This window comes from Klebsiella sp. D5A (assembly GCF_001620885.1).
GTDB lineage: Bacteria > Pseudomonadota > Gammaproteobacteria > Enterobacterales > Enterobacteriaceae > Klebsiella > Klebsiella variicola.
In genome coordinates this window covers 119,346-141,293 of sequence record NZ_LOAR01000012.1, presented here as the reverse complement: position 1 = coordinate 141,293, position 21,948 = coordinate 119,346, and the positions used below count along the sequence as shown (strand labels likewise).

Here is a 21,948-nt window from a genome sequence, read left to right as displayed (position 1 = left end):
ACATTTTCCAGCGTAACAAGGTTTGTCATAGTAATTTAGGGTTGCACAAGCTAGTGAATGTTATAATATCACATCACATTCACTCGTTTCGATGACTAGACGCATTATGTTACATAAAAATACGCTTCTTTGCGCTGGACTTGGCGCTGTTTTTTTGTTCGCGCAGGTTCCGCTGGCCAGCGCCGCCGTAGTGACTTCCATGAAACCGCTGGGCTTTATCGCAGCCGCCATCGCCGATGGGGTGACAGATACTCAGGTGCTATTGCCCGACGGCGCCTCAGAGCATGACTATTCACTGCGGCCTTCTGATGTAAAACGCTTACAGAACGCAGACTTAGTGGTATGGATTGGGCCGGAAATGGAAGCCTTTATGGATAGGTCGACGCAAAGCATTGCGGCGAATAAAAAGGTGACCATCGCGGAGCTGGAAGGGGTGAAGCCGCTGCTGATGACCGGGGCGGATGACGATGACGATCATGATGGTCATGACCACGGCGCAGCAGAAAAAAGTGACGGCGATCACCATCACGGTATTTACAATATGCATCTGTGGTTATCCCCAGAGATAGCGCGGCTTTCGGCGGTTGCAATCCACGATAAATTATTAGAACTTATGCCGCAGAGTCGAGCCAAACTCGACAGCAACCTGCAGCAGTTCGAGGCCGCGCTGGCGGCGACTGACAAGCAGGTTAGCAATGAGCTGGCACCGCTGAAAGGGAAGGGCTATTTCGTTTTTCATGACGCCTACGGTTACTTTGAAAAACACTACGGTTTGACCTCGCTGGGGCACTTTACCGTCAACCCTGAAATACAGCCTGGTGCGCAGCGTTTACACGAAATCAGAACACAACTGGTTGAGCAGAAGGCCACGTGCGTTTTTGCTGAGCCACAGTTCAGGCCAGCGGTTATCGAAGCTGTTGCCCGGGGCACGTCTGTGCGCATGGGAACCCTGGATCCGCTGGGTACTGGAATTACGTTGGGTAAAGCGAGTTACCCGCAATTCCTGACCCAGCTGGCGAATCAGTATTCGAGCTGCCTGAAAGGAGATTAACGAGGAAGTGAATACGTGCAACAGATAGCCCGCGCTGTCACTCAGGCATTCAACAATCTGCCACGACCTCATCGCGTCATGTTGGGGTCGCTTAGCGTTCTTACCTTAGCGGTCGCCGTCTGGCGACCCTACATTTACCACCCGGAATCCGCCCCCATCGTCAGAACCATTGAACTGGAAAAAAGCGAGATCCGTTCCCTGCTGCCGGAAGCCTCCGAGCCGATCGACCAGGCCCCGCAGGAAGAAGAAGCCATTCCTCAGGATGAACTCGACGAGAAGGCCGATACCGATGCCGGCGGTCATGAATATGTGGTGTCGACTGGCGATACGCTCAGCAGCATCCTGAACCAGTACGGTATCGATATGGGCGATATCGCCCAGCTTTCCTCCGCCGATAAAGAGCTGCGTAATCTGAAGATTGGCCAGCAGCTCTCCTGGACCCTGACCGCGGACGGCGATCTGCAGAGCCTGACCTGGGAGATGTCCCGCCGCGAAACCCGCACTTATACCCGTGTGGACAACGGTTTTAAAATGAGCAGCGAGCTGCAGAAAGGCGACTGGGTCAACAATGTGCTGAAGGGCACCGTCGGCGCCAGCTTTGTCTCCAGCGCGCGCGATGCCGGCCTGACCAGTACCGAAATCAGCGCGGTGATCAAGGCCATGCAGTGGCAGATGGATTTCCGTAAGCTGAAAAAAGGCGACGAGTTCTCGGTATTGATGTCGCGCGAAATGCTCGACGGCAAGCGCGAGCAAAGTCAGCTGCTGGGCGTGCGTTTGCGCTCCGACGGTAAGGATTACTATGCTATCCGTGCCGAAGACGGCAAATTCTACGATCGTAACGGGACGGGGCTGGCGAAAGGCTTTATGCGCTTCCCGACGGCGCGTCAGTTCCGCGTTTCCTCTAACTTTAACCCGCGTCGTCTGAATCCGGTCACCGGGCGCGTCGCGCCGCATCGTGGCGTCGATTTCGCGATGCCGCAGGGGACGCCGGTGCTGGCAGTGGGTGATGGCGAAGTGGTAGTGGCCAAGCGCAGCGGCGCTGCCGGGTATTATGTTGCTATCCGCCACGGTCGCACCTATACCACCCGCTATATGCACCTGCGTAAGCTGCTGGTGAAACCGGGGCAGAAAGTGAAGCGCGGCGATCGTATCGCGCTGTCGGGGAATACCGGCCGTTCTACCGGGCCGCACCTGCACTATGAAGTGTGGATCAACCAGCAGGCGGTCAACCCGCTGACGGCTAAGCTGCCGCGTACCGAAGGGCTGAGCGGTTCCGACCGTACCGATTACCTGGCGCAGGTCAAAGAGGTCGTCCCGCAGCTGCGGTTTGACTAACCACCGGTCAGTGGAAAGCCGGTGCCCCAGGGCGCCGGCTTTTTCTTTTGTAGGTTACCTAACGTCTCGCTACACTATCCCATTATCTTGATTAAGCAGTCGACCTGCGGATTGGGCATGGAAACGAAAAAAAATAATATTGAGTTTATCCCTAAGTTTGAGAAATCCTTTTTACTGCCGCGCTACTGGGGCGCGTGGCTGGGCGTCTTTGCCTTCGCAGGCATCGCGCTGACGCCGCCTTCCTTTCGCGATCCGATCCTCGGAAAACTCGGCCGCTTCGTAGGGCGTTTGGCGAAAAGCTCGCGGCGCCGGGCGCAGATTAATTTGCTCTACTGTTTTCCGGAAAAAAGCGAGCACGAACGGGAAGCGATCATCGACGCCATGTATGCCTCGGCGCCGCAGGCGATGGTGATGATGGCCGAGCTGGGCCTGCGCGATCCGCAGAAAATCCTTGCCCGCGTCGACTGGCAGGGGAAAGAGATCATCGACGAGATGCAGCGTAATAACGAGAAAGTGATTTTCCTCGTTCCGCATGCCTGGGGCGTGGATATCCCGGCGATGCTGATGGCCTCCGGTGGGCAGAAGATGGCGGCGATGTTCCACAACCAGGGTAACCCGGTCTTTGATTACGTGTGGAATACCGTGCGCCGTCGTTTTGGCGGGCGTATGCACGCGCGCAACGACGGGATCAAACCGTTTATTCAGTCGGTGCGCCAGGGCTACTGGGGTTACTATCTGCCCGATCAGGATCACGGCGCTGAGCACAGTGAATTTGTGGATTTCTTTGCCACCTACAAGGCGACGCTGCCCGCGATTGGCCGTTTAATGAAGGTATGCCGCGCCCGCGTCGTACCGCTGTTTCCGGTCTATGATGGCCAAACGCATCGCCTGACGGTGCTGGTCCGCCCGCCGATGGACGACCTGCTGGACGCAGACGATACGACGATCGCCCGGCGGATGAACGAAGAAGTGGAAGTGTTTGTTAAGCCGCACACCGAGCAGTACACCTGGATCCTGAAGCTGCTGAAAACGCGCAAGCCGGGTGAAATCGAGCCCTACAAACGCAAAGAGCTGTTCCCAAAGAAGTAGTCTAAAAGAGAGCCAGTGGGCGTTCCTGGCTCACTGGCTATATTGCGTCAGTAACATCAGGTTCTCGACGACAAGCCGGTAGCGATACTCCGGGCGGCCAGTGATACCGTAGTGATTGGTCGTGAAGAGCACGTTTATCTGCTCCAGCCAAATCAGGTATTTACGGCATGACACCCTGGATATCTGCAGCGCCGCCGCCAGCTCGTTTGTCGAAAAATCGCGCGCCTGATGGTCGTCAATCCACTGGCACACCAGGCGAAGGGTTTGCGGCGTCAGCCCTTTCGGCAGGCGGCGGGCGCTTTCCTGTTGCGGGATCCCGCGGCGCAGCAGGGTGTCGATATCCGCTTGGGCATAACAGGATTTCGCCTGCGTCACCTCACGCTTTTTGCGCCATGCCTGCAGGGCCTCCTCAAAGCGCGGAAACTGAAACGGTTTAATCAGGTAATCCACCACGCCATAGTGCAGCGCCGTTTGTAGCGTGAGCGTATCGGCGGCAGACGTCATCATGATGACGTCAATATTCCGCCCATCTGCGCGAAGCGCCGGCAGCAGGTCCAGGCCATTCTCCTGTTGCATATAGACATCCAGCAGCAGTAGATCGACCTGCGCCAGATGGCTTAGCATCGCTTTGGCGTCGCCGATCGTCGCCGCCACCCCGCAGCAGTGAAAATCAGCTACCCGGCTGATAAACAGCCGGTTCAGGTCGGCTACCATGGGATCATCATCGACGATCAGCACATTGAACATGCGTGGTTCCCCGGTGTGGCGGGAAGCCAGCCGGCCTCCCGTAAGATGAGCGGAGCAATGACGATCAGAATGACGATCGTTTATAGGCGGTGTAGCGCGCTCGCCAGAAGGTTTTATCGATATTCGCCGCCAGCTGTGCCTCGTCAATCTGCGGCGCAACGCCGTCCCGCTGCGCGGCGCGAGCGACCTCTGCGGCAATAGCCCGGGAAATCATTTCGATCTCTTCAACCGGCGGCAGTAAAGCACCGGTTTCACGGCTCGCCAAAGGCGAGTGGGCTGCCAGGGTTTTACTGCAGGTGATCAGCATCGCTTCCGTGACGCGCTGCGCTTTACTGGCGAGGATCCCCAGCCCCAGACCGGGAAAAATATAGGCGTTGTTGCACTGAGCGATATCGTAGGTTTTGCCGTCGTAGAAGACGGGTTCGAACGGGCTGCCGGTGGCGATCAGCGCGCTTCCCCGGGTCCACTCCAGCAAATCCTTCGGCTGGGCTTCGGCCCGGGAGGTGGGGTTAGAGAGCGGCATAATAATCGGACGCGGGCAGTGCCGATGCATCTCCTTCACTATCTCTTCGCTAAATAACCCCGGCTGGCCAGACACGCCAATCAGTACGGTAGGGTGGACGTTGCGTACGACATCCATCAGCGACAGTTGGGCGGACTCGGTATCCCAGTGGGCAATACTGGCTCGCGGCGTGACGAGGTCGCGCTGAAAATCGAGCAGATTGGGCATCTCATCCGTCAGCAGGCCAAAGCGGTCAACCATAAAGATACGGCGGCGCGCTTCCTCCTGCGAAAGCCCATCATCCACCATCAGCGCAATGATTTTTTCCGCAATGCCGCATCCGGCCGAACCGCCGCCAAGGAAAACTACCCGCTGGTCGCGGATCGGCGTCCCGGCCGCGGCCGCGGCGGCGATCAGCGTCCCTGAGGTCACGGCGGCGGTGCCCTGGATATCATCGTTAAAACAGCACAGCTGGTGACGATAGCGGTTGAGCAGTCGCGTGGCATTCTTTTGGGCAAAGTCTTCAAACTGAAGTAATACATTCGGCCAACGTTGCTGAATGGCATGGACAAACATGTCCATAAACTCCAGGTACTGCTCGTCGCTGATGCGCGGATGGCGCCAGCCCATATACAGCGGATCCTCCAGATGCTGCGGGTTGTTGGTGCCGACATCTAGCATGATAGGCAGCGTGGATGCCGGGTGAATGCCCCCGCAGGCGGTATATAACGAGAGTTTGCCAATGGGGATCCCCATGCCACCAATCCCCTGGTCGCCCAGCCCCAGAATGCGCTCGCCATCGGTCACGACAATGACTTTGATATCATTGCGGGAAAATCCCTGCAGCATTTCGTCAATCTGGTGACGGTTGGGCCAGGAAATAAACAAACCGCGTCCCCGGCGATATATTTCTGAGAAATGTTCACACGCTTCACCCACCGTCGGGGTATAGATCACCGGCAGCGTTTCTTTCATATGACTACGCAGCAGGTTATAGAATAATGTCTCGTTAGTATCCTGAATATTCCTGAGATAGATATGGCGCGAAATACTCTTTTTGAACTGGCAAAACTGGCCCCATGCGCGCTCGGTTTGTTCTTCAATGGTTTCAACATTATGGGGTAACAGTCCCTGAAGATTAAATGCCGTGCGTTCACTTTCGGTAAAAGCAAGGCCTTTATTTAATAACGGATTTTCCAGCAGGACGGCACCGTTATAGGGAGTGTATAAGGTTTCTGTGGCTAACATTGGATGACTCCTGAATATCAAATTAAAACATTGCCTGATGTCTTGGTGTTTTATTTCCGTGATTACGAAATGAGATAAATCATGATGCCTTCGGTGACGACGCCGATGGCGGTACCCAGCAAAATAGAGGATGAGGCCGGCTCAATATAGGTATCGCTGCGCAGCGCAAACATCCCTGCCGCGATGGCGGAAGGCGTCGCGCCGATGATAATAACCTGTTGCATTAAGGTATGACTGAGCCCAAAGGCCAGTCCGGCCAGGGCCATCATTGCCGGTTGGATCAGATTTTTGATACTGATATTGGTACAGGTTTGAATATTGACCGTCGGGCGTTCGCCGTAAAACAGCAGTCCCAGGGCGAACAGTGACAGACCGCCGGCGATTTTACCCACCATTTCAATAGGCATACTGAGCATATGCGGCAGCTGGACTCCCGCCAGGCTGAGCAATACGCCGGAAATCGGGATCCAGACGATGGGGTTTCTCACGGCCTTCAGTAGGTTTTGCAGGATCAGCTGCCCGGCGTGAAGCTGGGGTTCATCCACGCTCCGGTGCTTGTCTCCCATGCGAATCAGGATAATAGTCAGGGGGATCATCAATACGCTGGTCACCAGGTTTCCGATAAGCACGCCGAGAAAACCCTCCGGACCTATCAGTACCGCCAGAACGGGCGCGCCAAAGTAGGCCATATCGGGGAAGGCGCAAACCAGCGACTGAATCGCGCTGGTTTTAATATCATGACGGAAAACATAGCGTGAGATCAGCAGCGTGAGAAAATAGGACCCCATCAGGCCAATGACTAACACCGCCATAAAGGTGAAGTTTTTAATTTTATCGGGATGGGTATTTAACGCGCCGATAAAAAGATGGAACGGAAGCGCAAAGCGGATCACCACCGTGGCCAGAACGGAGGCATCCTCGCGCCGGGTATAGCCTAGTTTACCGCTAAGCCATCCCAGCAGCATGATAAATACCAATGGGAAAAGAGATTGTAAGAGTAGTGAAGGCATAAGATGTCCTGACATATTTTATCGGGTTGTTGTGTCGCCAATCTAGCGATCCCGTAATATTTAAAAGGTGATAGTCATCACAGTCGCCTGCCTTTAAATAATTTCGTCTCGGATACTTTACTTACAAATAAAGAAAACAGGGTTAAATCATGGGGTTGTATCTAAGGCATTTAAATTTCACCATTGATGAAAACTTTAGCTTTATGACGATAAATTAAATTACTTAAAATCAATTTTATAGTTTAGTCACAAAGCCAACAGAAGAAATCCGTTTGTCATTTTTTGTTTTAAACGCCTGTGCTACCGTTTTGAGTGTATTTTGGTGAGCCGGTGTTTAGTGCTATTTCATTTATGTTGCTACGCAAATTTTAATATTGCGTTACTACCCTACGCTACCTCCTTATCATTCAGGTAAAAATATGGAAAATAATTCACTCAACCACCCGATAGATAAAACGCAACCGAACGGCCAATCGACACGACTTTTATCCAATATCGACGTTGGTGCCGTACCGTTAACGCTCTTTATTGGTATCGCTGCGATCGTCGCGCTCTCTGCGAGCGCGGGCCTGCTGCCGAAAAATATGATTGGCGGACTGGCGGTCATTATGACCCTGGGATTCGCGCTGGCTAAGATTGGCCGCATGGTGCCAGTACTAAAAGACATTGGCGGGCCGGCCATATTGTGCCTGATGATGCCCTCAGTATTGGTCTACTTTGGCGTGTTTGAAGCCCATACGCTCGATACCGTGCATTTGCTGATGAAGGAGGCCAATCTCCTCTATTTCGTCATCGCCTGCCTGGTTGTCGGGAGTATTCTGGGAATGAACCGCACTATTCTGATCCAGGGGATGGTGCGTATGTTTGTCCCGCTGGTGGCCGGGACCGGGGCGGCAATATTAACCGGCCTGCTGGTGGGCAGCTTATTTGGCTACAGTATTTACCACACCTTCTTTTTTATCATCGTGCCGATTATCGGCGGCGGCATTGGCGAAGGGATCCTGCCTTTGTCGCTGGCTTATTCGGCCATTCTCGGGCAAACACCTGATGTCTATGTTGCCCAGCTGGCGCCGGCCGCGGTGGTTGGGAATATTTTCGCCATTATCTGCGCTGGTTTTCTGGCGCGCATGGGCGCACGTCGTCCGGCGCTCTCCGGCAATGGGATGCTGATCCGCAGCCATGACGATAATAGCGTCTTTGCGCAACATCAGAGTACCCAGCCCACCGATTTTCAGCTGATGGGCGCCGGGTTGCTGATGATTTGTGCATTTTTCATCGTCGGTGGTCTGCTGGAGAAGGTGGTGCATATTCCCGGGCCGGTGCTGATGATTCTGGCGGCCGTCTTCTGCAAATATACCAACGTTATCCCGGCGGCGATGGAGCTGGGGGCGCACAGCTGCTACAAGTTTGTCTCCGCCGCGCTGGTGTGGCCGCTGATGATCGGCCTGGGCATGCTGTATGTGCCGCTGGAGAGCGTGGTCTCGGTCTTCTCCATTGGCTACGTCGTGGTTTGCGGCTCCATCGTTATTGCCATGGCGCTGAGCGGTTTCTTTATCGCTACTCGCCTGAATATGTATCCGGTGGAAGCCGCTATCGTGACCAGCTGCCATAGCGGCCTTGGAGGAACCGGAGATGTGGCCATCCTCTCGGCGTCAAACAGGATGGGGTTGATGCCGTTTGCCCAGATTGCGACGCGGATCGGCGGGGCGTCGACGGTGATCGCCGCGACGCTGTTGTTGAGCTGGGTGGTGTAATCTGCCAGATAGTGGGCAAAAAAAAACCTGCCAGCGCATCGCTGGCAGGTCGACACCGAGGCTTACTCGACGGTGAGGATACGGGTGGTGTTGGTGCTGCCGATGGTGCTCATCACGTCACCCTGGGTAACGACCACAAGGTCACCAGAGACCAGGTAGCCTTTGTCCCGCAGCAGATTGACGGCATCGTGCGCAGCGGCTACCCCGTCATTCTGGCTGTCGAAGAACACCGGGGTCACCCCGCGGTAGAGTGCGGTCAGGTTCAGGGTGCGCTCGTGGCGGGAAAGGGCGAAAATCGGCAGACCGGAGCTGATGCGCGAGGTCATCAGCGCGGTGCGGCCCGATTCGGTCATGGTGATGATGGCCGTGATGCCTTTCAGGTGGTTGGCGGCATACATCGCCGACATGGCAATCGCTTCTTCCACGTTGTCGAACTGGACGTCCAGACGGTGTTTGGAAACGTTGAGGCTGGGGATTTTTTCGGCGCCCAGACACACGCGCGCCATCGCGGCCACGGTTTCCGACGGATACTGACCGGCAGCGGTTTCCGCAGAGAGCATCACCGCATCGGTGCCATCCAGCACGGCGTTGGCCACGTCCATCACTTCCGCACGAGTCGGCATCGGGTTGGTGATCATCGACTCCATCATCTGGGTGGCGGTAATGACGGAACGGTTCAGCTGACGGGCACGACGAATCAGCGCTTTCTGGATACCCACCAGCTCTGGATCGCCGATTTCGACGCCGAGGTCGCCGCGCGCAACCATGACCACATCGGAGGCGAGGATCACGTCGTCCATCGCATCCTGATCGCAGACCGCTTCCGCACGCTCAACTTTGGCGACGATTTTCGCATCGCAGCCGGCATCGCGCGCCAGGCGACGGGCGTAGTTCAGGTCTTCGCCGCAGCGCGGGAAAGAGACCGCCAGGTAGTCGACGCCGATTTTGGCGGCGGTGACGATATCGGCCTTGTCTTTGTCGGTCAGCGCTTCGGCAGACAGGCCGCCGCCCAGCTTGTTGATCCCTTTGTTGTTAGACAACGGACCGCCGACGGTCACTTCAGTGAACACTTTCATCCCCTGAACTTCGAGGACTTTCAGCTGCACGCGACCATCGTCGAGCAGCAGGATATCGCCCGGCACGACATCCGCCGGCAGGCCTTTGTAGTCGATCCCGACTTTCTCTTTGTCGCCTTCACCTTTACCAAGGTTAGCGTCGAGCAGGAATTTATCGCCGACGTTGAGGAAAATTTTGCCTTCTTTGAAGGTCGATACGCGAATTTTTGGTCCCTGGAGGTCGCCGAGGATGGCCACGTGACGGCCCAGTTTTGCCGCAATCTCACGCACTTTGTCGGCACGGAGCTGATGATCTTCCGGGGTGCCGTGAGAGAAGTTCATACGCACTACGTTTGCGCCCGCGGCGATAACTTTTTCCAGGTTGTTATCGCGGTCAGTTGCTGGGCCTAAGGTAGTAACGATTTTGGTTCTGCGAAGCCTTCTGGACATGTAATACTCCGTTGACTGATACAACTTTGGTGTTGCGTGAACATGGATTCGGTAGCGCCAGCCTGCAACGTCGCACAGCCGGATCGTTATCGAAGGTGTAATGGGGTACTGCTTGTTATCAACTTTTATTGATTATCACTGGGTACGAACGGTTCTTTATCAAAACGCGATTCCTTCAGCGCTTCCTTGACCCTCTTCAAGTTATCTCTGAATTTTGCCCCTCGACGCAGCGTAAACCCCGTCGCCAATACGTCGATGACGGTCAGCTGGGCGAGACGGGAGACCATCGGCATATAGATGTCGGTATCTTCCGGCACATCGAGGGTGATGGCGAGCGTGGCTTCCCGGGCCAGGGGGGTACCGGCGGAGGTGAGGGCGATCACCATGGCATCGTTTTCACGGGCCAGCTGCGCCAGCTCCACAAGGCTCTTGGTTCTTCCGGTATGCGAGATAATCACCACCACATCATCGTCATCGCAATTCATACAGCTCATGCGTTGCAGGACAATGTCGTCGGAATAGATGACCGGCACGTTAAAGCGGAAAAATTTGTTCATCGCATCATGGGCGACCGCCGCCGAGGAACCGAGGCCGAAAAAGGCGATTTTTTTGGCCTGAGTCAGCAGATCCACCGCGCGATTCACCGCCGACATGTCGAGAGAATGGTGGACCTGATCTAAACTCGCCATGGCCGATTCGAATATTTTTCCCGTGTATGACTCAACGCTGTCGTCTTCATCAACATTCCGGTTAACATAGAGCGTGCCGTGCGCGAGGCTCTGGGCAAGGTGCAGTTTAAAATCAGGAAACCCGCGGGTTTCGAGACTGCGGCAGAAGCGATTGACGGTCGGTTCGCTCACCCCGGCCTCAAGGGCGAGGGCGGCGATGCTCGAATGAATGGCCTGCGCGGGGGTGGCGAGGATCACTTCCGCCACTTTGCGTTCAGATTTGCTAAGGTGTTCCAGTCGGGACTGGATTTTTTCCAGCATGTTCATTAGTAACAGGGCGCTCATCAATGGAAACGATTTCATTAATGGGTGAAATCATCGGGCGTTTTAGCAAGAATATACCCCTCCGCAAGCGCAAGCGGTGAGGAATGACGTGAAATAATGTTGTTTTTTTTCATTACATGATCAGAGTCGTATTTTACTGACCTGAAACAGGTACAAACAACGAACAATATCAGCCAGATGCCCAAATCATCGCCGAATGTTTTCACCCTGTGCGGTTTTACCGCCGCAAACGAAGGGGAAGGCTTTCGGGAAATACGTAAACACAGTACAGTGCAGTGTAAGAAAATTACAAATATAGCCTGGCAGAAGCACCAGACTATCAACTGAGGAGAATGACATGGCGGTAACGCAAACGGCCCAGGCATGCGACCTGGTCATTTTCGGCGCGAAGGGCGACCTGGCGCGACGTAAATTGTTGCCTTCCCTGTATCAGCTTGAAAAAGCGGGCCAGATCCACGCCGACACCCGCATCATTGGCGTCGGCCGTGCCGATTGGGATAAAGCGGCTTACACCAAAGTCGTGCGCGAAGCGCTGGAAACCTTCATGAAGGAAAAAATTGATGAGGGTTTGTGGGATTCCCTGAGCGGACGCCTGGAGTTCTGTAATCTTGACGTCAATGACACCAGCGGCTTCACGCGTCTGGGTGAGATGCTGGATCAACAGAACCGTGTCACCATCAACTATTTCGCCATGCCGCCGAGCACCTTTGGCGCGATCTGCAAAGGTCTGGGCGAAGCGAAGCTCAATTCCAAGCCTGCGCGCGTGGTGATGGAAAAACCGCTGGGTACCTCGCTGGAAACCTCGCGTGAAATCAACGACCAGGTCGGCGAGTTTTTTGAAGAGTGCCAGGTCTACCGTATCGACCACTACCTCGGTAAAGAGACGGTCCTCAACCTGCTGGCGCTGCGCTTTGCCAACTCTCTGTTCGTCAATAACTGGGACTGCCGCACTATCGACCATGTCGAAATCACCGTCGCGGAAGAGGTGGGTATTGAAGGGCGCTGGGGTTACTTCGACCAGGCCGGGCAGATGCGCGACATGATCCAGAACCACCTGCTGCAGATCCTCTGCATGATTGCCATGTCACCGCCGTCCGATCTCAGCGCCGACAGCATCCGTGATGAAAAGGTCAAGGTCCTGAAATCCCTGCGCCGCATTGATCGCTCCAACGTGCGTGAGAAAACCGTTCGCGGCCAGTACACCGCCGGCTTTGCCCAGGGCAAAAAAGTGCCGGGCTACCTGGAAGAAGAGGGCGCCAACAAAACCAGTAACACCGAAACCTTCGTGGCTATCCGCGTCGATATCGATAACTGGCGCTGGGCCGGCGTACCGTTCTATCTGCGCACCGGCAAACGTCTACCGACCAAATGCTCTGAGGTAGTGGTTTACTTCAAAACTCCGGAGCTGAACCTGTTTAAAGAGACCTGGCAGGAGCTGCCGCAGAACAAGCTGACCATTCGTCTGCAGCCGGACGAAGGGGTGGATATCCAGGTGCTGAACAAAGTGCCGGGCCTCGACCATAAGCATAATCTGCAGATCACCAAGCTGGATCTGAGCTACTCCGAGACCTTCAACCAGACGCACCTGGCCGATGCTTATGAGCGTCTGCTGCTGGAGACCATGCGCGGTATCCAGGCGCTGTTCGTCCGCCGTGATGAAGTGGAAGAGGCGTGGAAATGGGTGGATTCCATCACCGAAGCCTGGGCTGCCGACCGCGATGCGCCGAAACCGTATCAGGCAGGGACCTGGGGACCGGTTGCGTCGGTGGCGATGATCACCCGTGACGGCCGCTCATGGAACGAGTTCGAGTAAGCTCGCCGCCTAATCCGTCAGGGTTATTTTACCGGTAACATGATCTGACGCAGAAAGTCGCACGCTTTTTAATCTTTTAAGCCCCGTGAGGATTCACCCACGGGGCTTTTTTTATTACACTGCTTTCAGACATTTTGCCCCTGAGCGCTGGTGTTGGTGGCCTTTAGCACAAAAATACGTCATCACGCAGCGGCCGGACAGATACAAATTTGAGGAGCCTTTATGAATTCGACAATGTTACGGGTAACAAATCGCATTATCGAACGGTCGCGTGACACCCGCGCGGCTTACCTCGCAAGGATTAACCAGGCCAAAACCGACACCGTGCATCGTGCGCAACTGGCCTGCGGCAATCTGGCTCACGGTTTCGCGGCCTGTCAGGCTGACGACAAAGCCTCTCTGAAAAGCATGTTGCGCAACAATATCGCCATCATTACCTCCTACAACGATATGTTGTCCGCTCACCAGCCCTACGAACACTATCCGGACATCATCCGTAAAGCGCTGCATAGCGCCAATGCGGTCGGCCAGGTGGCCGGCGGCGTGCCGGCAATGTGCGACGGCGTAACCCAGGGGCAGGACGGTATGGAGCTCTCATTGCTGAGCCGCGAAGTGATCGCCATGTCCGCCGCTATCGGTCTGTCGCATAACATGTTCGACGGCGCGCTGTACCTCGGGGTGTGCGATAAAATTGTTCCTGGCCTGACCATGGCGGCACTCTCTTTCGGCCATCTGCCGTCGGTCTTTATTCCGTCCGGTCCAATGGCCAGCGGCCTGGCTAATAAAGAGAAGGTCCGCATTCGCCAGCTGTACGCGGAAGGTAAAGTGGATCGTATGGCCCTGCTGGAGTCTGAAGCTGCCTCGTACCACGCGCCGGGGACCTGTACTTTCTACGGGACGGCGAACACCAACCAGATGGTGGTTGAGTTTATGGGCATGCAGCTGCCGGGCTCCTCTTTTGTCCATCCGGATGCCCCGCTGCGGGACGCGCTGACCGCCGCCGCCGCGCGCCAGGTCACCCGCATGACCGGCAATGGCAACGAGTGGATGCCGCTGGGGAAAATGTTCGACGAAAAAGTGGTGGTCAACGGCATCGTGGCGCTGCTGGCGACCGGTGGCTCTACCAACCATACCATGCACCTTGTGGCGATGGCCCGCGCGGCGGGGATCATCATTAACTGGGACGATTTCTCTGACCTGTCAGACGTGGTGCCGCTGCTGGCGCGCCTCTATCCCAACGGCCCGGCGGATATCAACCACTTCCAGGCGGCGGGCGGCGTTCCGGTACTGGTGCGCGAGCTGCTGAAAGGCGGCCTGCTGCATGAGGATGTTCACACCGTCGCTGGCTTTGGTCTGTCGCGTTATACCCTGGAGCCGTGGCTCAACAACGGCGAGCTGGACTGGCGTGAAGGGGCCACAGCGCCGCTTGACGATCAGGTCATCGCGACCTTCGAGAAACCGTTCTCCCGTCACGGCGGCACCAAGGTGCTGAGCGGCAACCTGGGGCGCGCGGTAATGAAAACCTCGGCTGTCCCGGTGGAGAATCAGGTGATCGAAGCGCCGGCGGTGGTGTTCGAGAGCCAACACGACGTATTGCCGGCCTTTGAAGCGGGCCTGCTGGATAAAGATTGTGTGGTGGTGGTCCGTCATCAGGGGCCAAAAGCGAACGGGATGCCAGAATTACATAAACTTATGCCGCCACTTGGTGTATTATTGGACCGCCGTTTCAAAATAGCGCTGGTGACCGATGGTCGACTCTCTGGCGCCTCCGGTAAAGTCCCGTCAGCAATCCATGTCACGCCTGAAGCCTATGATGGTGGGTTGCTGGCGAAGGTGCGCGATGGCGATGTGATTCGCGTGAACGGGCAGACGGGAGAACTGACGCTGCTGGTGGACGATGCCGAACTGGCGGCGCGTCAGCCGCATATCCCTGACCTCAGCGCGTCGCGCGTGGGAACCGGTAGGGAGATGTTTGGGGCGCTGCGTGAGAAGCTCTCTGGCGCGGAACAGGGCGCAACCTGCATCACTTTTTAAGACGATTTTATTTCTAGATCTGGCGAGAGAAAATCCTGATGAAAAACTGGAAAACAACAGCAGAAGCAATCCTCACCTCCGGTCCGGTTGTCCCGGTTATCGTGGTGAAAAAGCTGGAGCATGCGGTACCGATGGCGAAAGCGCTGGTCGCGGGCGGCGTGCGCGTGCTGGAAGTCACCCTGCGCACCGAGTGCGCCCTGGAAGCGATCCGCGCGATTGCTAAAGAAGTGCCGGACGCGATTGTCGGCGCGGGCACGGTCACCAACGTCGAGCAACTGAAAGCGGTAACGGAAGCTGGCGCGCAGTTCGCTATCAGCCCGGGACTGACCGAATCCCTGCTGAAAGCGGCGACCGAAGACGGCACCATTCCGCTGATCCCGGGGATCAGCACGGTTTCCGAGCTGATGCTGGGTATGCAGTATGGTCTGAAAGAGTTTAAATTCTTCCCGGCGGAAGCCAACGGCGGCGTGAAAGCCCTGCAGGCGATTGCTGGTCCGTTCGGCCACATTCGTTTCTGCCCTACCGGCGGTATTTCTCCGGCCAACTACCGTGACTACCTGGCGCTGAATAGCGTGCTGTGCATCGGCGGTTCCTGGCTGGTGCCAGCCGACGCGCTGGAGGCCGGCGACTACGATCGCATCACCACCCTGGCGCGTGAAGCGGTGGAAGGCGCGAAGTAAACCGCGCCTCAGGGTCGACAACCCGGTCAGCGGCAACGCGACCGGGTTTTTTTGTCTTTAGCCTTCGACGATGACCGCAGCGGCGGCGGTTTTAGCCCGCGCTACGGCCTCTTCAACCGAATCGGCAACGGCGAGGGTCACCCCCAGGCGGCGGGTACCGTCAATCTCGGGCTTGCCGAACAGTCGCAGCTGCAGGCCAGCCCCGACGGCCGATTGCAGCTGGCCAAAGCTGACGTTCTGACTGGTCAGCTGCGGAAGGATCACTGCGGAAGCGGCCGGACCGTACTGGCGGATAGCGCCGACGGGCAGTCCAAGAAAGGCACGAACGTGCAGGGCGAATTCCGAGAGATCCTGCGAGATCAGCGTTACCATGCCGGTGTCGTGTGGGCGCGGGGAAACTTCGCTGAAGATCACCTCGTCGCCGCATACGAACAGTTCCACGCCAAACAGGCCATGACCCCCCAGCGCCAGCACTACCTTGCGGGCGATGGCCTGGGCACGTTCGAGGGCCAGGTCGCTCATCTGCTGCGGTTGCCAGGACTCACGGTAATCGCCGTCTTCCTGGCGATGGCCAACCGGGGCGCAGAAATGCACGCCGTCGACGGCGCTGACGGTGAGCAGGGTGATTTCGAAATCGAAATTCACCACCCCCTCGACGATCACCCGCCCGGCGCCGGCGCGGCCGCCCTGCTGCGCATAGCGCCAGGCTTCGCTGAGCTGGTCAGCCGAGCGGATAAAGCTCTGACCTTTGCCGGAGGAGCTCATCACTGGTTTGACGATGCACGGCAAACCGATGTCGGTGACCGCCGCGCGGAAGCCTTCTTCGCTGTCGGCAAAGCGATAGCTGGAGGTGGGGAGCTGCAGCTCTTCTGCCGCCAGGCGGCGAATGCCTTCGCGGTTCATGGTGAGCTTAGCCGCCCGCGCCGTGGGGACTACTTTCTGCCCGGCCTGTTCCAGTTCAACCAGGGTATCGGTAGCAATAGCTTCGATCTCCGGCACGATGTAATCGGGTTTTTCCTGTTCAATCAGAGCGCGCAGGCTCTCGCCGTGCAGCATATTGATGACATGGGCGCGGTGGGCGACCTGCATCGCCGGGGCATCGGGGTAGCGGTCGACGGCGATAGTTTCAATGCCCAGACGCTGACATTCAATAGCGACTTCTTTGCCCAGCTCGCCGGAACCTAACAGCATTACTTTGGTGGCTGCCGGGCGCAGCGCGGTGCCTAATACAGTCATAACTCTCTTCCGCAGTAAAAAAAGATGCTGCCGATTATAAACGAAAACGTTTGCGTCTGTCTTTACGCGCGTGAGTTGAGTCCGGAGAGGAAATTTGTTATACTGTATAAAAAAACAGTATTGAGAGGCTGCAGCATGGCGGTTGAAATTAAATATGTTGTGATCCGCGAAGGTGAGGAAAAAATGTCTTTTGCCAGCAAAAAAGAGGCCGACGCTTACGACAAAATGCTCGATCTGGCAGAGGTGCTGAATGACTGGCTGGTGGCATCGCCGCTGGAGATGGATGACGCCCAGCGTGACACCATGGCGATGTGGCTGGCAGAGCGAAAAGAGGCGCTGCAGCATATCCTGCGCGTCGGCCGATTGCCGGAGCAGGATGCGTCCGCGCACGACTCACCCGCGCCGTCGGCGGCAGAAGAGGCTTCTCCAGCGGAAGACGCCGCGGCGCCAGCGACCAAAGCGCGTAAGGCGAAAGTGGCCTGACTGGCGGCAGCCAGCTATGGCCTGGCTTGGCAGGGATTTGTCTGCCGCGCCCACCTTTGCGCATCTTTAGCCAGATCTAACATTTCCTGACATCGCGTCGTTTAGGCTGATAGCAGTGTTTTATCACCTGAGAGGAAAACCATGGCTAACTGGCTTAATCAACTGCAGTCGCTGCTCGGGCAGCAGGGCGCGTCATCGACAGGCGAGTCGTCAAAAGGGAGCGCACTGCTGCCCGGCGCGATTGGCGGGCTGGCCGGGTTGCTGGTGGCCAGTAAATCCTCACGCAAACTGCTGGCGAAGTACGGCACCAGCGCGCTGCTGGCTGGCGGTGGGGCGGTGGCGGGTACGGTGTTATGGAACAAGTATCAGCAGAAGATGCGCGCTCAAAACGCGCCTGTCCCCGGGGCGAACACGCCGGCTGCCGTGCCGGCGGACGTTGATCCGCGCAGCGTGCGACTGATCACCGCGCTGGTTTTTGCCGCCAGGAGCGATGGTCATATAGATGATCACGAACGGGCTAATATTGAAGCCCAGCTGCGGGCGGCCAATATCGACGTTCAGGCCCGGGTGCTGATCGACCAGGCGCTGGCCCAACCGCTGGATCCTCAGCGTCTGGCGGAGGGCATCGTTGATCCGCAGGAGGCACTGGAGATCTACTACGTCAGCTGCGCGGTCATTGATATCGACCACTTTATGGAACGCAGTTATCTGAACGCGCTGGGAGACGCTTTGTCACTGCCAAAGGATGTCCGGGCCGATATAGAACAGGATATCCAGTCACAAAAACAAGCGCTAAGCGTCTAAATTATCACGTTTCGCTTGCATCGCCCGCGTCTTTTGCCACCCTTATAGACACGTCATCATTCAGGCGCCGCCGTGTGACCTGAATGCTCTTGTGTCACGATAAAGCAGCAGAAGAACAACATGCCACCTAAAGCCAAACGGATCCCTCACGCCATGACCTTGCATGGCGATACACGCATCGATAACTATTACTGGCTGCGCGACGATGAGCGCGCGCGACCTGACGTGCTGGAGTACCTGCACGCGGAGAACGCCTATGGCAAGCGGGTGATGGATTCGCAGCTCAGCCTGCAGGAACGTCTGCTGAAAGAAATTATCGACCGCATTCCGCAACGGGAAGTCTCCGCCCCTTACAGTAAAAATGGTTTTCGCTACCGTCAGGTTTACGAGCCGGGCTGTGAATACGCCATCTATCAGCGCCAGTCGGTGCTCAAAGAGGAGTGGGACGAGTGGGAGATCCTGCTCGACGGCAACCAGCGGGCGGCGAAGAGTGAGTTCTACACCCTTGGCGGACTGGGCGTCGCGCCGAATAACCAATTGATGGCGGTGGCGGAGGATTATCTTTCCCGCCGCCAGTATGGCCTGCGCTTCTGCAACCTTAGCAGCGATGAATGGTACCCGGAGATCCTGGAAAATGTTACCTCCGGGTTTGCCTGGAGCAATGATTCCCGCTTTGTGTGGTACGTGCGTAAACATCCCACCACACTGCTGCCTTATCAGGTCTGGCGCCACACGGTGGGTACCGCGGCGCAGAGTGATGTGCTGGTCTATGAAGAAAAAGATGAGACCTTCTACGTCAGCGTACATAAGACCACTTCCCAGCAGTTCGTGGTGATTTATCTCTCCAGCGCCACCACCAGTGAAGCATTACTGCTCAACGCCGAACTCCCTGACGCCGAGCCGGTCTGCTTCCTGCCGCGGCGGAAAGATCACGAATACAGCCTCGATCACTATCAGCACGCGTTCTATCTGCGATCCAACCGGGAGGGGAAGAATTTTGGCCTCTACCGTACTGTGCTGCGCGATGAAGATCAGTGGACCACGCTGATCCCGCCGCGTCACGACGTGATGCTCGAAGGATTTACCCTGTTTACTGACTGGCTGGTCGTCGAGGAGCGCCAGCGCGGCCTGACCAGCCTGCGGCAAATTAACCGCAAGACCCGGGAGGTGGTAGGGATCGCCTTTGACGATCCGGCCTATGTCACCTGGCTTGCCTATAATCCGGAACCTGAAACGTCGCGACTGCGCTACGGGTATTCCTCCATGACCACGCCGGACACCCTGTTTGAACTGGATATGGATACCGGCGAGCGGCGGGTTATCAAGCAGCAGGAAGTGAAGGGGCTGGACACGAGCTGCTACCAGAGCGAACACCTGTGGGTGACCGCCCGCGATGGCGTCGAGGTTCCGGTATCGCTGGTCTACCATCGCGACCATTTCCGCAAAGGGAGCAATCCGCTGCTGGTCTATGGCTACGGCTCGTATGGCGAGAGTATCGATGCCGATTTCAGCGCCAGCCGGCTGAGCCTGCTCAACCGCGGCTTTGTCTACGCCATCGCCCATGTCCGCGGCGGGGGCGAGCTGGGGCAGCAGTGGTATGAGGACGGCAAATTTCTGTGTAAGAAAAATACCTTCAACGACTATCTGGACGTCTGTGACGCGCTGCTGGCCCAGGGGTACGGCGATCCGCAGCTCTGCTATGGCATGGGGGGCAGCGCCGGCGGGATGCTGATGGGCGTGGCCGTTAACGAACGTCCTGAGCTGTTTCATGGCGTGATAGCCCAGGTGCCGTTCGTCGATGTGGTGACCACCATGTTGGACGAATCTATTCCACTGACCACCGGGGAATTTGAAGAGTGGGGGAATCCACAGGATGAAACCTATTACCACTACATGAAAAGCTACAGCCCCTACGACGGCGTCCGGGCGCAGGCTTATCCGCATATGCTGGTCACCACCGGACTGCACGATTCCCAGGTGCAATACTGGGAGCCGGCGAAATGGGTGGCCAAACTGCGGGAACTGAAAACCGACGATAACCTGCTGCTGCTCTGTACCGATATGGATTCCGGCCATGGCGGCAAATCCGGGCGCTTTAAAAGCTATGAAGGGGTGGCCCTGGAGTATGCCTTTTTCATTGCCCTGGCGCAGGGGACACTGCCGGGAAAAGCGGCTGTGTGACGATTATTCCCCGAGGTAGTGTTTGAGGGTCAGACGCAGTTCGGGGCTCATCCGGTCGAGATTGTTGAATAACCAGCGCAGGTAGCCGGGGTCGTTTTCAGCAATTTCGGCCACCGCTTTACCCCGGTATTTGCCGAAGGTAAAGGTGGTGAGCAGCGCCGGGCGGCCGGTGATATCGGCCATTTCGTCAGGCGTCCAGCCGGAAACGTTGATGATATCCAGCAGCAGCGCGGCGGTGATATAGCAGTCATACAGCGCGCGGTGGTGATGCAGCCCCGGCGGGGTCGCCACATTCAGCTTACGTGATTTATATAACCCCATATTGCTGTATTTGATCCCCGGCCACAGGCGGCGGGCCAGCTTCATGGTACAAATCCACTCGCCGCTCATCTCCGGTAACACCCGGCGGTCAAAGCTGGCGTTGTGCGCGACATACCAGGGGCTGCCAAGATAATGCGGAATAATCTCTTCAATCCACGGCTTATCGGCGACCATCTCTTCCGTTATACGGTGGATAGCCATCGCCTGCGGCGTGATGGGCCGATCAGGACGCACCAGATGGCTCATCGGGTTAGTGATTCGCCCGTCGACAATATCGACCGAGGCGATTTCGACGATGCCCCCCTGCAGGCCGCAGGTTTCGGTATCAATGACGCGCAGCATGGCTCGCTCCAGAGCAAAACAACAAGCGTAAAGGAATTGGGTGGTCTTGCCAACCGATGGGGAGCAGGCGGGCGCGCATTATTTCTGCTTCGGCTCCCAGGGCAGTCGGGAAAGCGAGACAGAGGCCAGCCGATGGGCGATCAGTCGTTCGCGGAACCAGTCGCGCAGATGGGCGGGCTGCTCACGCTCGACCAAATCAGCGACCACCGGCATGTTGTATCGCTCCTTAAAGGCGACGCCGGCGGCGGCGAGATCGACGTTGACCTTATCCATCTCAGCTTGCGAAATTTTGGCCAGATTTCTTTCCATTATTAACTCCAGTGTGCTGGTAAACCCGGTCGAGGCGCTGACGCTTAGCTCGACTCTGCCATTATACAGGGTTATTCTCTGTCCTACAGACATAACAAAAGGGAATGACGAATATGCGACTCCTCGCTGGACGCGCGTTGCGCCTCTCCGTTGCGTTTGCCGGTATGTTAACCGCGGCAGGCGCCTTCGCCCATGCTCACCTGCAACAGCAGATCCCCGCCGCGGGTGCCCAACTGACCGCGCCTCCTCAGACGCTGACGCTCAGTTTCTCAGAAGGGATCGAACCGGCCTTCAGCGGCGTGACCGTCACCGGTCCGCAGCAGCACGCGGTAGCCGCCGGTAAACTGACCCGCAGCGCTGACAACCCCGCTCAGGTCACCTTACCCCTGGCGGAAACGTTGCCTCCGGGGGAGTACACCGTAGCATGGCATGTGGTCTCGGTTGACGGCCATAAAACCAAAGGGCAATACACTTTTAGCGTGAAGTGATCG

General features: G+C 56.8%; 20 protein-coding genes. 12 read left to right on the top strand and 8 right to left on the bottom strand.

The features are described from left to right. Positions 1 to 106: 106 nt before the first annotated feature. From znuA to lpxM, 3 genes are all read left to right on the top strand, one after another. Complete coding sequence (znuA, locus tag AS136_RS18230) at positions 107 to 1,051, top strand: zinc ABC transporter substrate-binding protein ZnuA (RefSeq protein WP_008804251.1); 945 nt, start codon at positions 107 to 109, stop codon at positions 1,049 to 1,051. 15 nt (positions 1,052 to 1,066) lie between these two features. Continuing rightward, positions 1,067 to 2,386, top strand: a complete 1,320-nt coding sequence (gene mepM / locus AS136_RS18225; protein WP_012541251.1) for a murein DD-endopeptidase MepM — start codon at positions 1,067 to 1,069, stop codon at positions 2,384 to 2,386. A gap of 117 nt (positions 2,387 to 2,503) precedes the next feature. Then, entirely contained in the window at positions 2,504 to 3,475 is a 972-nt protein-coding gene (lpxM, locus tag AS136_RS18220) for a lauroyl-Kdo(2)-lipid IV(A) myristoyltransferase (protein ID WP_008804253.1), read from the top strand. A gap of 30 nt (positions 3,476 to 3,505) precedes the next feature. On the opposite strand, the gene dcuR is transcribed toward lpxM, so the two are convergent. From dcuR to AS136_RS18205, 3 genes are all read right to left on the bottom strand, one after another. Next, complete coding sequence (gene dcuR, locus AS136_RS18215; RefSeq protein WP_008804254.1) at positions 3,506 to 4,222, bottom strand: two-component system response regulator DcuR; 717 nt, start codon at positions 4,220 to 4,222, stop codon at positions 3,506 to 3,508. Between the two features lie 64 nt (positions 4,223 to 4,286). Next, positions 4,287 to 5,972, bottom strand: a complete 1,686-nt coding sequence (locus AS136_RS18210; protein WP_012541252.1) for an NAD-dependent malic enzyme — start codon at positions 5,970 to 5,972, stop codon at positions 4,287 to 4,289. Positions 5,973 to 6,034: 62 nt separating this feature from the next. Beyond that, positions 6,035 to 6,982, bottom strand: coding sequence for an AEC family transporter (locus AS136_RS18205; RefSeq protein WP_023322899.1), 948 nt, complete (start codon positions 6,980 to 6,982; stop codon positions 6,035 to 6,037). A gap of 419 nt (positions 6,983 to 7,401) precedes the next feature. Here AS136_RS18205 and AS136_RS18200 point away from each other — a divergent pair, with 419 nt between their 5' ends. Further along, complete coding sequence (locus AS136_RS18200) at positions 7,402 to 8,736, top strand: 2-hydroxycarboxylate transporter family protein (RefSeq protein WP_012967679.1); 1,335 nt, start codon at positions 7,402 to 7,404, stop codon at positions 8,734 to 8,736. 62 nt (positions 8,737 to 8,798) lie between these two features. Here the strand turns inward: AS136_RS18200 and pyk are convergent, their stop codons facing one another. Together pyk and AS136_RS18190 are read right to left on the bottom strand one after the other, a co-directional pair. Then, positions 8,799 to 10,241, bottom strand: coding sequence for a pyruvate kinase (gene pyk / locus AS136_RS18195; protein ID WP_002911440.1), 1,443 nt, complete (start codon positions 10,239 to 10,241; stop codon positions 8,799 to 8,801). Between the two features lie 125 nt (positions 10,242 to 10,366). After that, on the bottom strand, positions 10,367 to 11,272 hold the full coding sequence (locus AS136_RS18190) for a MurR/RpiR family transcriptional regulator (RefSeq protein WP_162493240.1): 906 nt from the start codon (positions 11,270 to 11,272) through the stop codon (positions 10,367 to 10,369). 159 nt (positions 11,273 to 11,431) lie between these two features. Between AS136_RS18190 and AS136_RS28775 the strand changes: the two genes are divergently transcribed. From AS136_RS28775 to AS136_RS18175, 4 genes are all read left to right on the top strand, one after another. Further along, positions 11,432 to 11,581, top strand: a complete 150-nt coding sequence (locus AS136_RS28775) for a hypothetical protein (RefSeq protein ID WP_004145554.1) — start codon at positions 11,432 to 11,434, stop codon at positions 11,579 to 11,581. A 10-nt stretch (positions 11,582 to 11,591) separates the two neighbouring features. Next, complete coding sequence (gene zwf / locus AS136_RS18185; RefSeq protein WP_023322898.1) at positions 11,592 to 13,067, top strand: glucose-6-phosphate dehydrogenase; 1,476 nt, start codon at positions 11,592 to 11,594, stop codon at positions 13,065 to 13,067. 222 nt (positions 13,068 to 13,289) lie between these two features. Further along, positions 13,290 to 15,101, top strand: a complete 1,812-nt coding sequence (edd, locus tag AS136_RS18180) for a phosphogluconate dehydratase (protein WP_008804261.1) — start codon at positions 13,290 to 13,292, stop codon at positions 15,099 to 15,101. Positions 15,102 to 15,139: 38 nt separating this feature from the next. Continuing rightward, complete coding sequence (locus tag AS136_RS18175; protein ID WP_002911423.1) at positions 15,140 to 15,781, top strand: bifunctional 4-hydroxy-2-oxoglutarate aldolase/2-dehydro-3-deoxy-phosphogluconate aldolase; 642 nt, start codon at positions 15,140 to 15,142, stop codon at positions 15,779 to 15,781. Positions 15,782 to 15,838: 57 nt separating this feature from the next. Here the strand turns inward: AS136_RS18175 and purT are convergent, their stop codons facing one another. Continuing rightward, positions 15,839 to 17,017, bottom strand: coding sequence for a formate-dependent phosphoribosylglycinamide formyltransferase (gene purT / locus AS136_RS18170; RefSeq protein WP_012541255.1), 1,179 nt, complete (start codon positions 17,015 to 17,017; stop codon positions 15,839 to 15,841). A 135-nt stretch (positions 17,018 to 17,152) separates the two neighbouring features. Between purT and AS136_RS18165 the strand changes: the two genes are divergently transcribed. The 3 genes from AS136_RS18165 to ptrB all read left to right on the top strand — a co-directional run bounded on the left by AS136_RS18165 (position 17,153) and on the right by ptrB (position 20,485). Beyond that, positions 17,153 to 17,500: a YebG family protein gene (locus AS136_RS18165; protein ID WP_012967680.1), complete on the top strand. Its 348-nt coding sequence runs from the start codon at positions 17,153 to 17,155 to the stop codon at positions 17,498 to 17,500. 141 nt (positions 17,501 to 17,641) lie between these two features. Then, positions 17,642 to 18,304 carry a tellurite resistance TerB family protein gene (locus AS136_RS18160; protein ID WP_012541257.1) on the top strand — a complete coding sequence of 221 codons (663 nt, stop codon included), beginning with the start codon at positions 17,642 to 17,644 and terminating at the stop codon, positions 18,302 to 18,304. Between the two features lie 120 nt (positions 18,305 to 18,424). Further along, positions 18,425 to 20,485, top strand: a complete 2,061-nt coding sequence (ptrB, locus tag AS136_RS18155; RefSeq protein WP_032738870.1) for an oligopeptidase B — start codon at positions 18,425 to 18,427, stop codon at positions 20,483 to 20,485. A gap of 3 nt (positions 20,486 to 20,488) precedes the next feature. On the opposite strand, the gene exoX is transcribed toward ptrB, so the two are convergent. Both exoX and AS136_RS18145 read right to left on the bottom strand, forming a co-directional pair. Then, entirely contained in the window at positions 20,489 to 21,148 is a 660-nt protein-coding gene (exoX, locus tag AS136_RS18150) for an exodeoxyribonuclease X (protein WP_008804267.1), read from the bottom strand. A gap of 78 nt (positions 21,149 to 21,226) precedes the next feature. Continuing rightward, positions 21,227 to 21,457: a DNA polymerase III subunit theta gene (locus tag AS136_RS18145; protein WP_012541260.1), complete on the bottom strand. Its 231-nt coding sequence runs from the start codon at positions 21,455 to 21,457 to the stop codon at positions 21,227 to 21,229. A 113-nt stretch (positions 21,458 to 21,570) separates the two neighbouring features. Here AS136_RS18145 and yobA point away from each other — a divergent pair, with 113 nt between their 5' ends. Next, positions 21,571 to 21,945: a CopC domain-containing protein YobA gene (gene yobA / locus AS136_RS18140; RefSeq protein WP_016161388.1), complete on the top strand. Its 375-nt coding sequence runs from the start codon at positions 21,571 to 21,573 to the stop codon at positions 21,943 to 21,945. Positions 21,946 to 21,948 lie beyond the last annotated feature (3 nt).

Coding starts and splice junctions, on each gene's coding strand:
- znuA (WP_008804251.1), top strand. CDS start 107: ATGTTACATAAAAATACGCTTCTTTGCGCTGGACTTGGCGCTGTTTTT.
- lpxM (WP_008804253.1), top strand. CDS start 2,504: ATGGAAACGAAAAAAAATAATATTGAGTTTATCCCTAAGTTTGAGAAA.
- dcuR (WP_008804254.1), bottom strand. CDS start 4,222: ATGTTCAATGTGCTGATCGTCGATGATGATCCCATGGTAGCCGACCTG.
- AS136_RS18210 (WP_012541252.1), bottom strand. CDS start 5,972: ATGTTAGCCACAGAAACCTTATACACTCCCTATAACGGTGCCGTCCTG.
- AS136_RS18205 (WP_023322899.1), bottom strand. CDS start 6,982: ATGCCTTCACTACTCTTACAATCTCTTTTCCCATTGGTATTTATCATG.
- AS136_RS18200 (WP_012967679.1), top strand. CDS start 7,402: ATGGAAAATAATTCACTCAACCACCCGATAGATAAAACGCAACCGAAC.
- pyk (WP_002911440.1), bottom strand. CDS start 10,241: ATGTCCAGAAGGCTTCGCAGAACCAAAATCGTTACTACCTTAGGCCCA.
- AS136_RS18190 (WP_162493240.1), bottom strand. CDS start 11,272: ATGAAATCGTTTCCATTGATGAGCGCCCTGTTACTAATGAACATGCTG.
- AS136_RS28775 (WP_004145554.1), top strand. CDS start 11,432: ATGCCCAAATCATCGCCGAATGTTTTCACCCTGTGCGGTTTTACCGCC.
- zwf (WP_023322898.1), top strand. CDS start 11,592: ATGGCGGTAACGCAAACGGCCCAGGCATGCGACCTGGTCATTTTCGGC.
- edd (WP_008804261.1), top strand. CDS start 13,290: ATGAATTCGACAATGTTACGGGTAACAAATCGCATTATCGAACGGTCG.
- AS136_RS18175 (WP_002911423.1), top strand. CDS start 15,140: ATGAAAAACTGGAAAACAACAGCAGAAGCAATCCTCACCTCCGGTCCG.
- purT (WP_012541255.1), bottom strand. CDS start 17,017: ATGACTGTATTAGGCACCGCGCTGCGCCCGGCAGCCACCAAAGTAATG.
- AS136_RS18165 (WP_012967680.1), top strand. CDS start 17,153: ATGGCGGTTGAAATTAAATATGTTGTGATCCGCGAAGGTGAGGAAAAA.
- AS136_RS18160 (WP_012541257.1), top strand. CDS start 17,642: ATGGCTAACTGGCTTAATCAACTGCAGTCGCTGCTCGGGCAGCAGGGC.
- ptrB (WP_032738870.1), top strand. CDS start 18,425: ATGCCACCTAAAGCCAAACGGATCCCTCACGCCATGACCTTGCATGGC.
- exoX (WP_008804267.1), bottom strand. CDS start 21,148: ATGCTGCGCGTCATTGATACCGAAACCTGCGGCCTGCAGGGGGGCATC.
- AS136_RS18145 (WP_012541260.1), bottom strand. CDS start 21,457: ATGGAAAGAAATCTGGCCAAAATTTCGCAAGCTGAGATGGATAAGGTC.
- yobA (WP_016161388.1), top strand. CDS start 21,571: ATGCGACTCCTCGCTGGACGCGCGTTGCGCCTCTCCGTTGCGTTTGCC.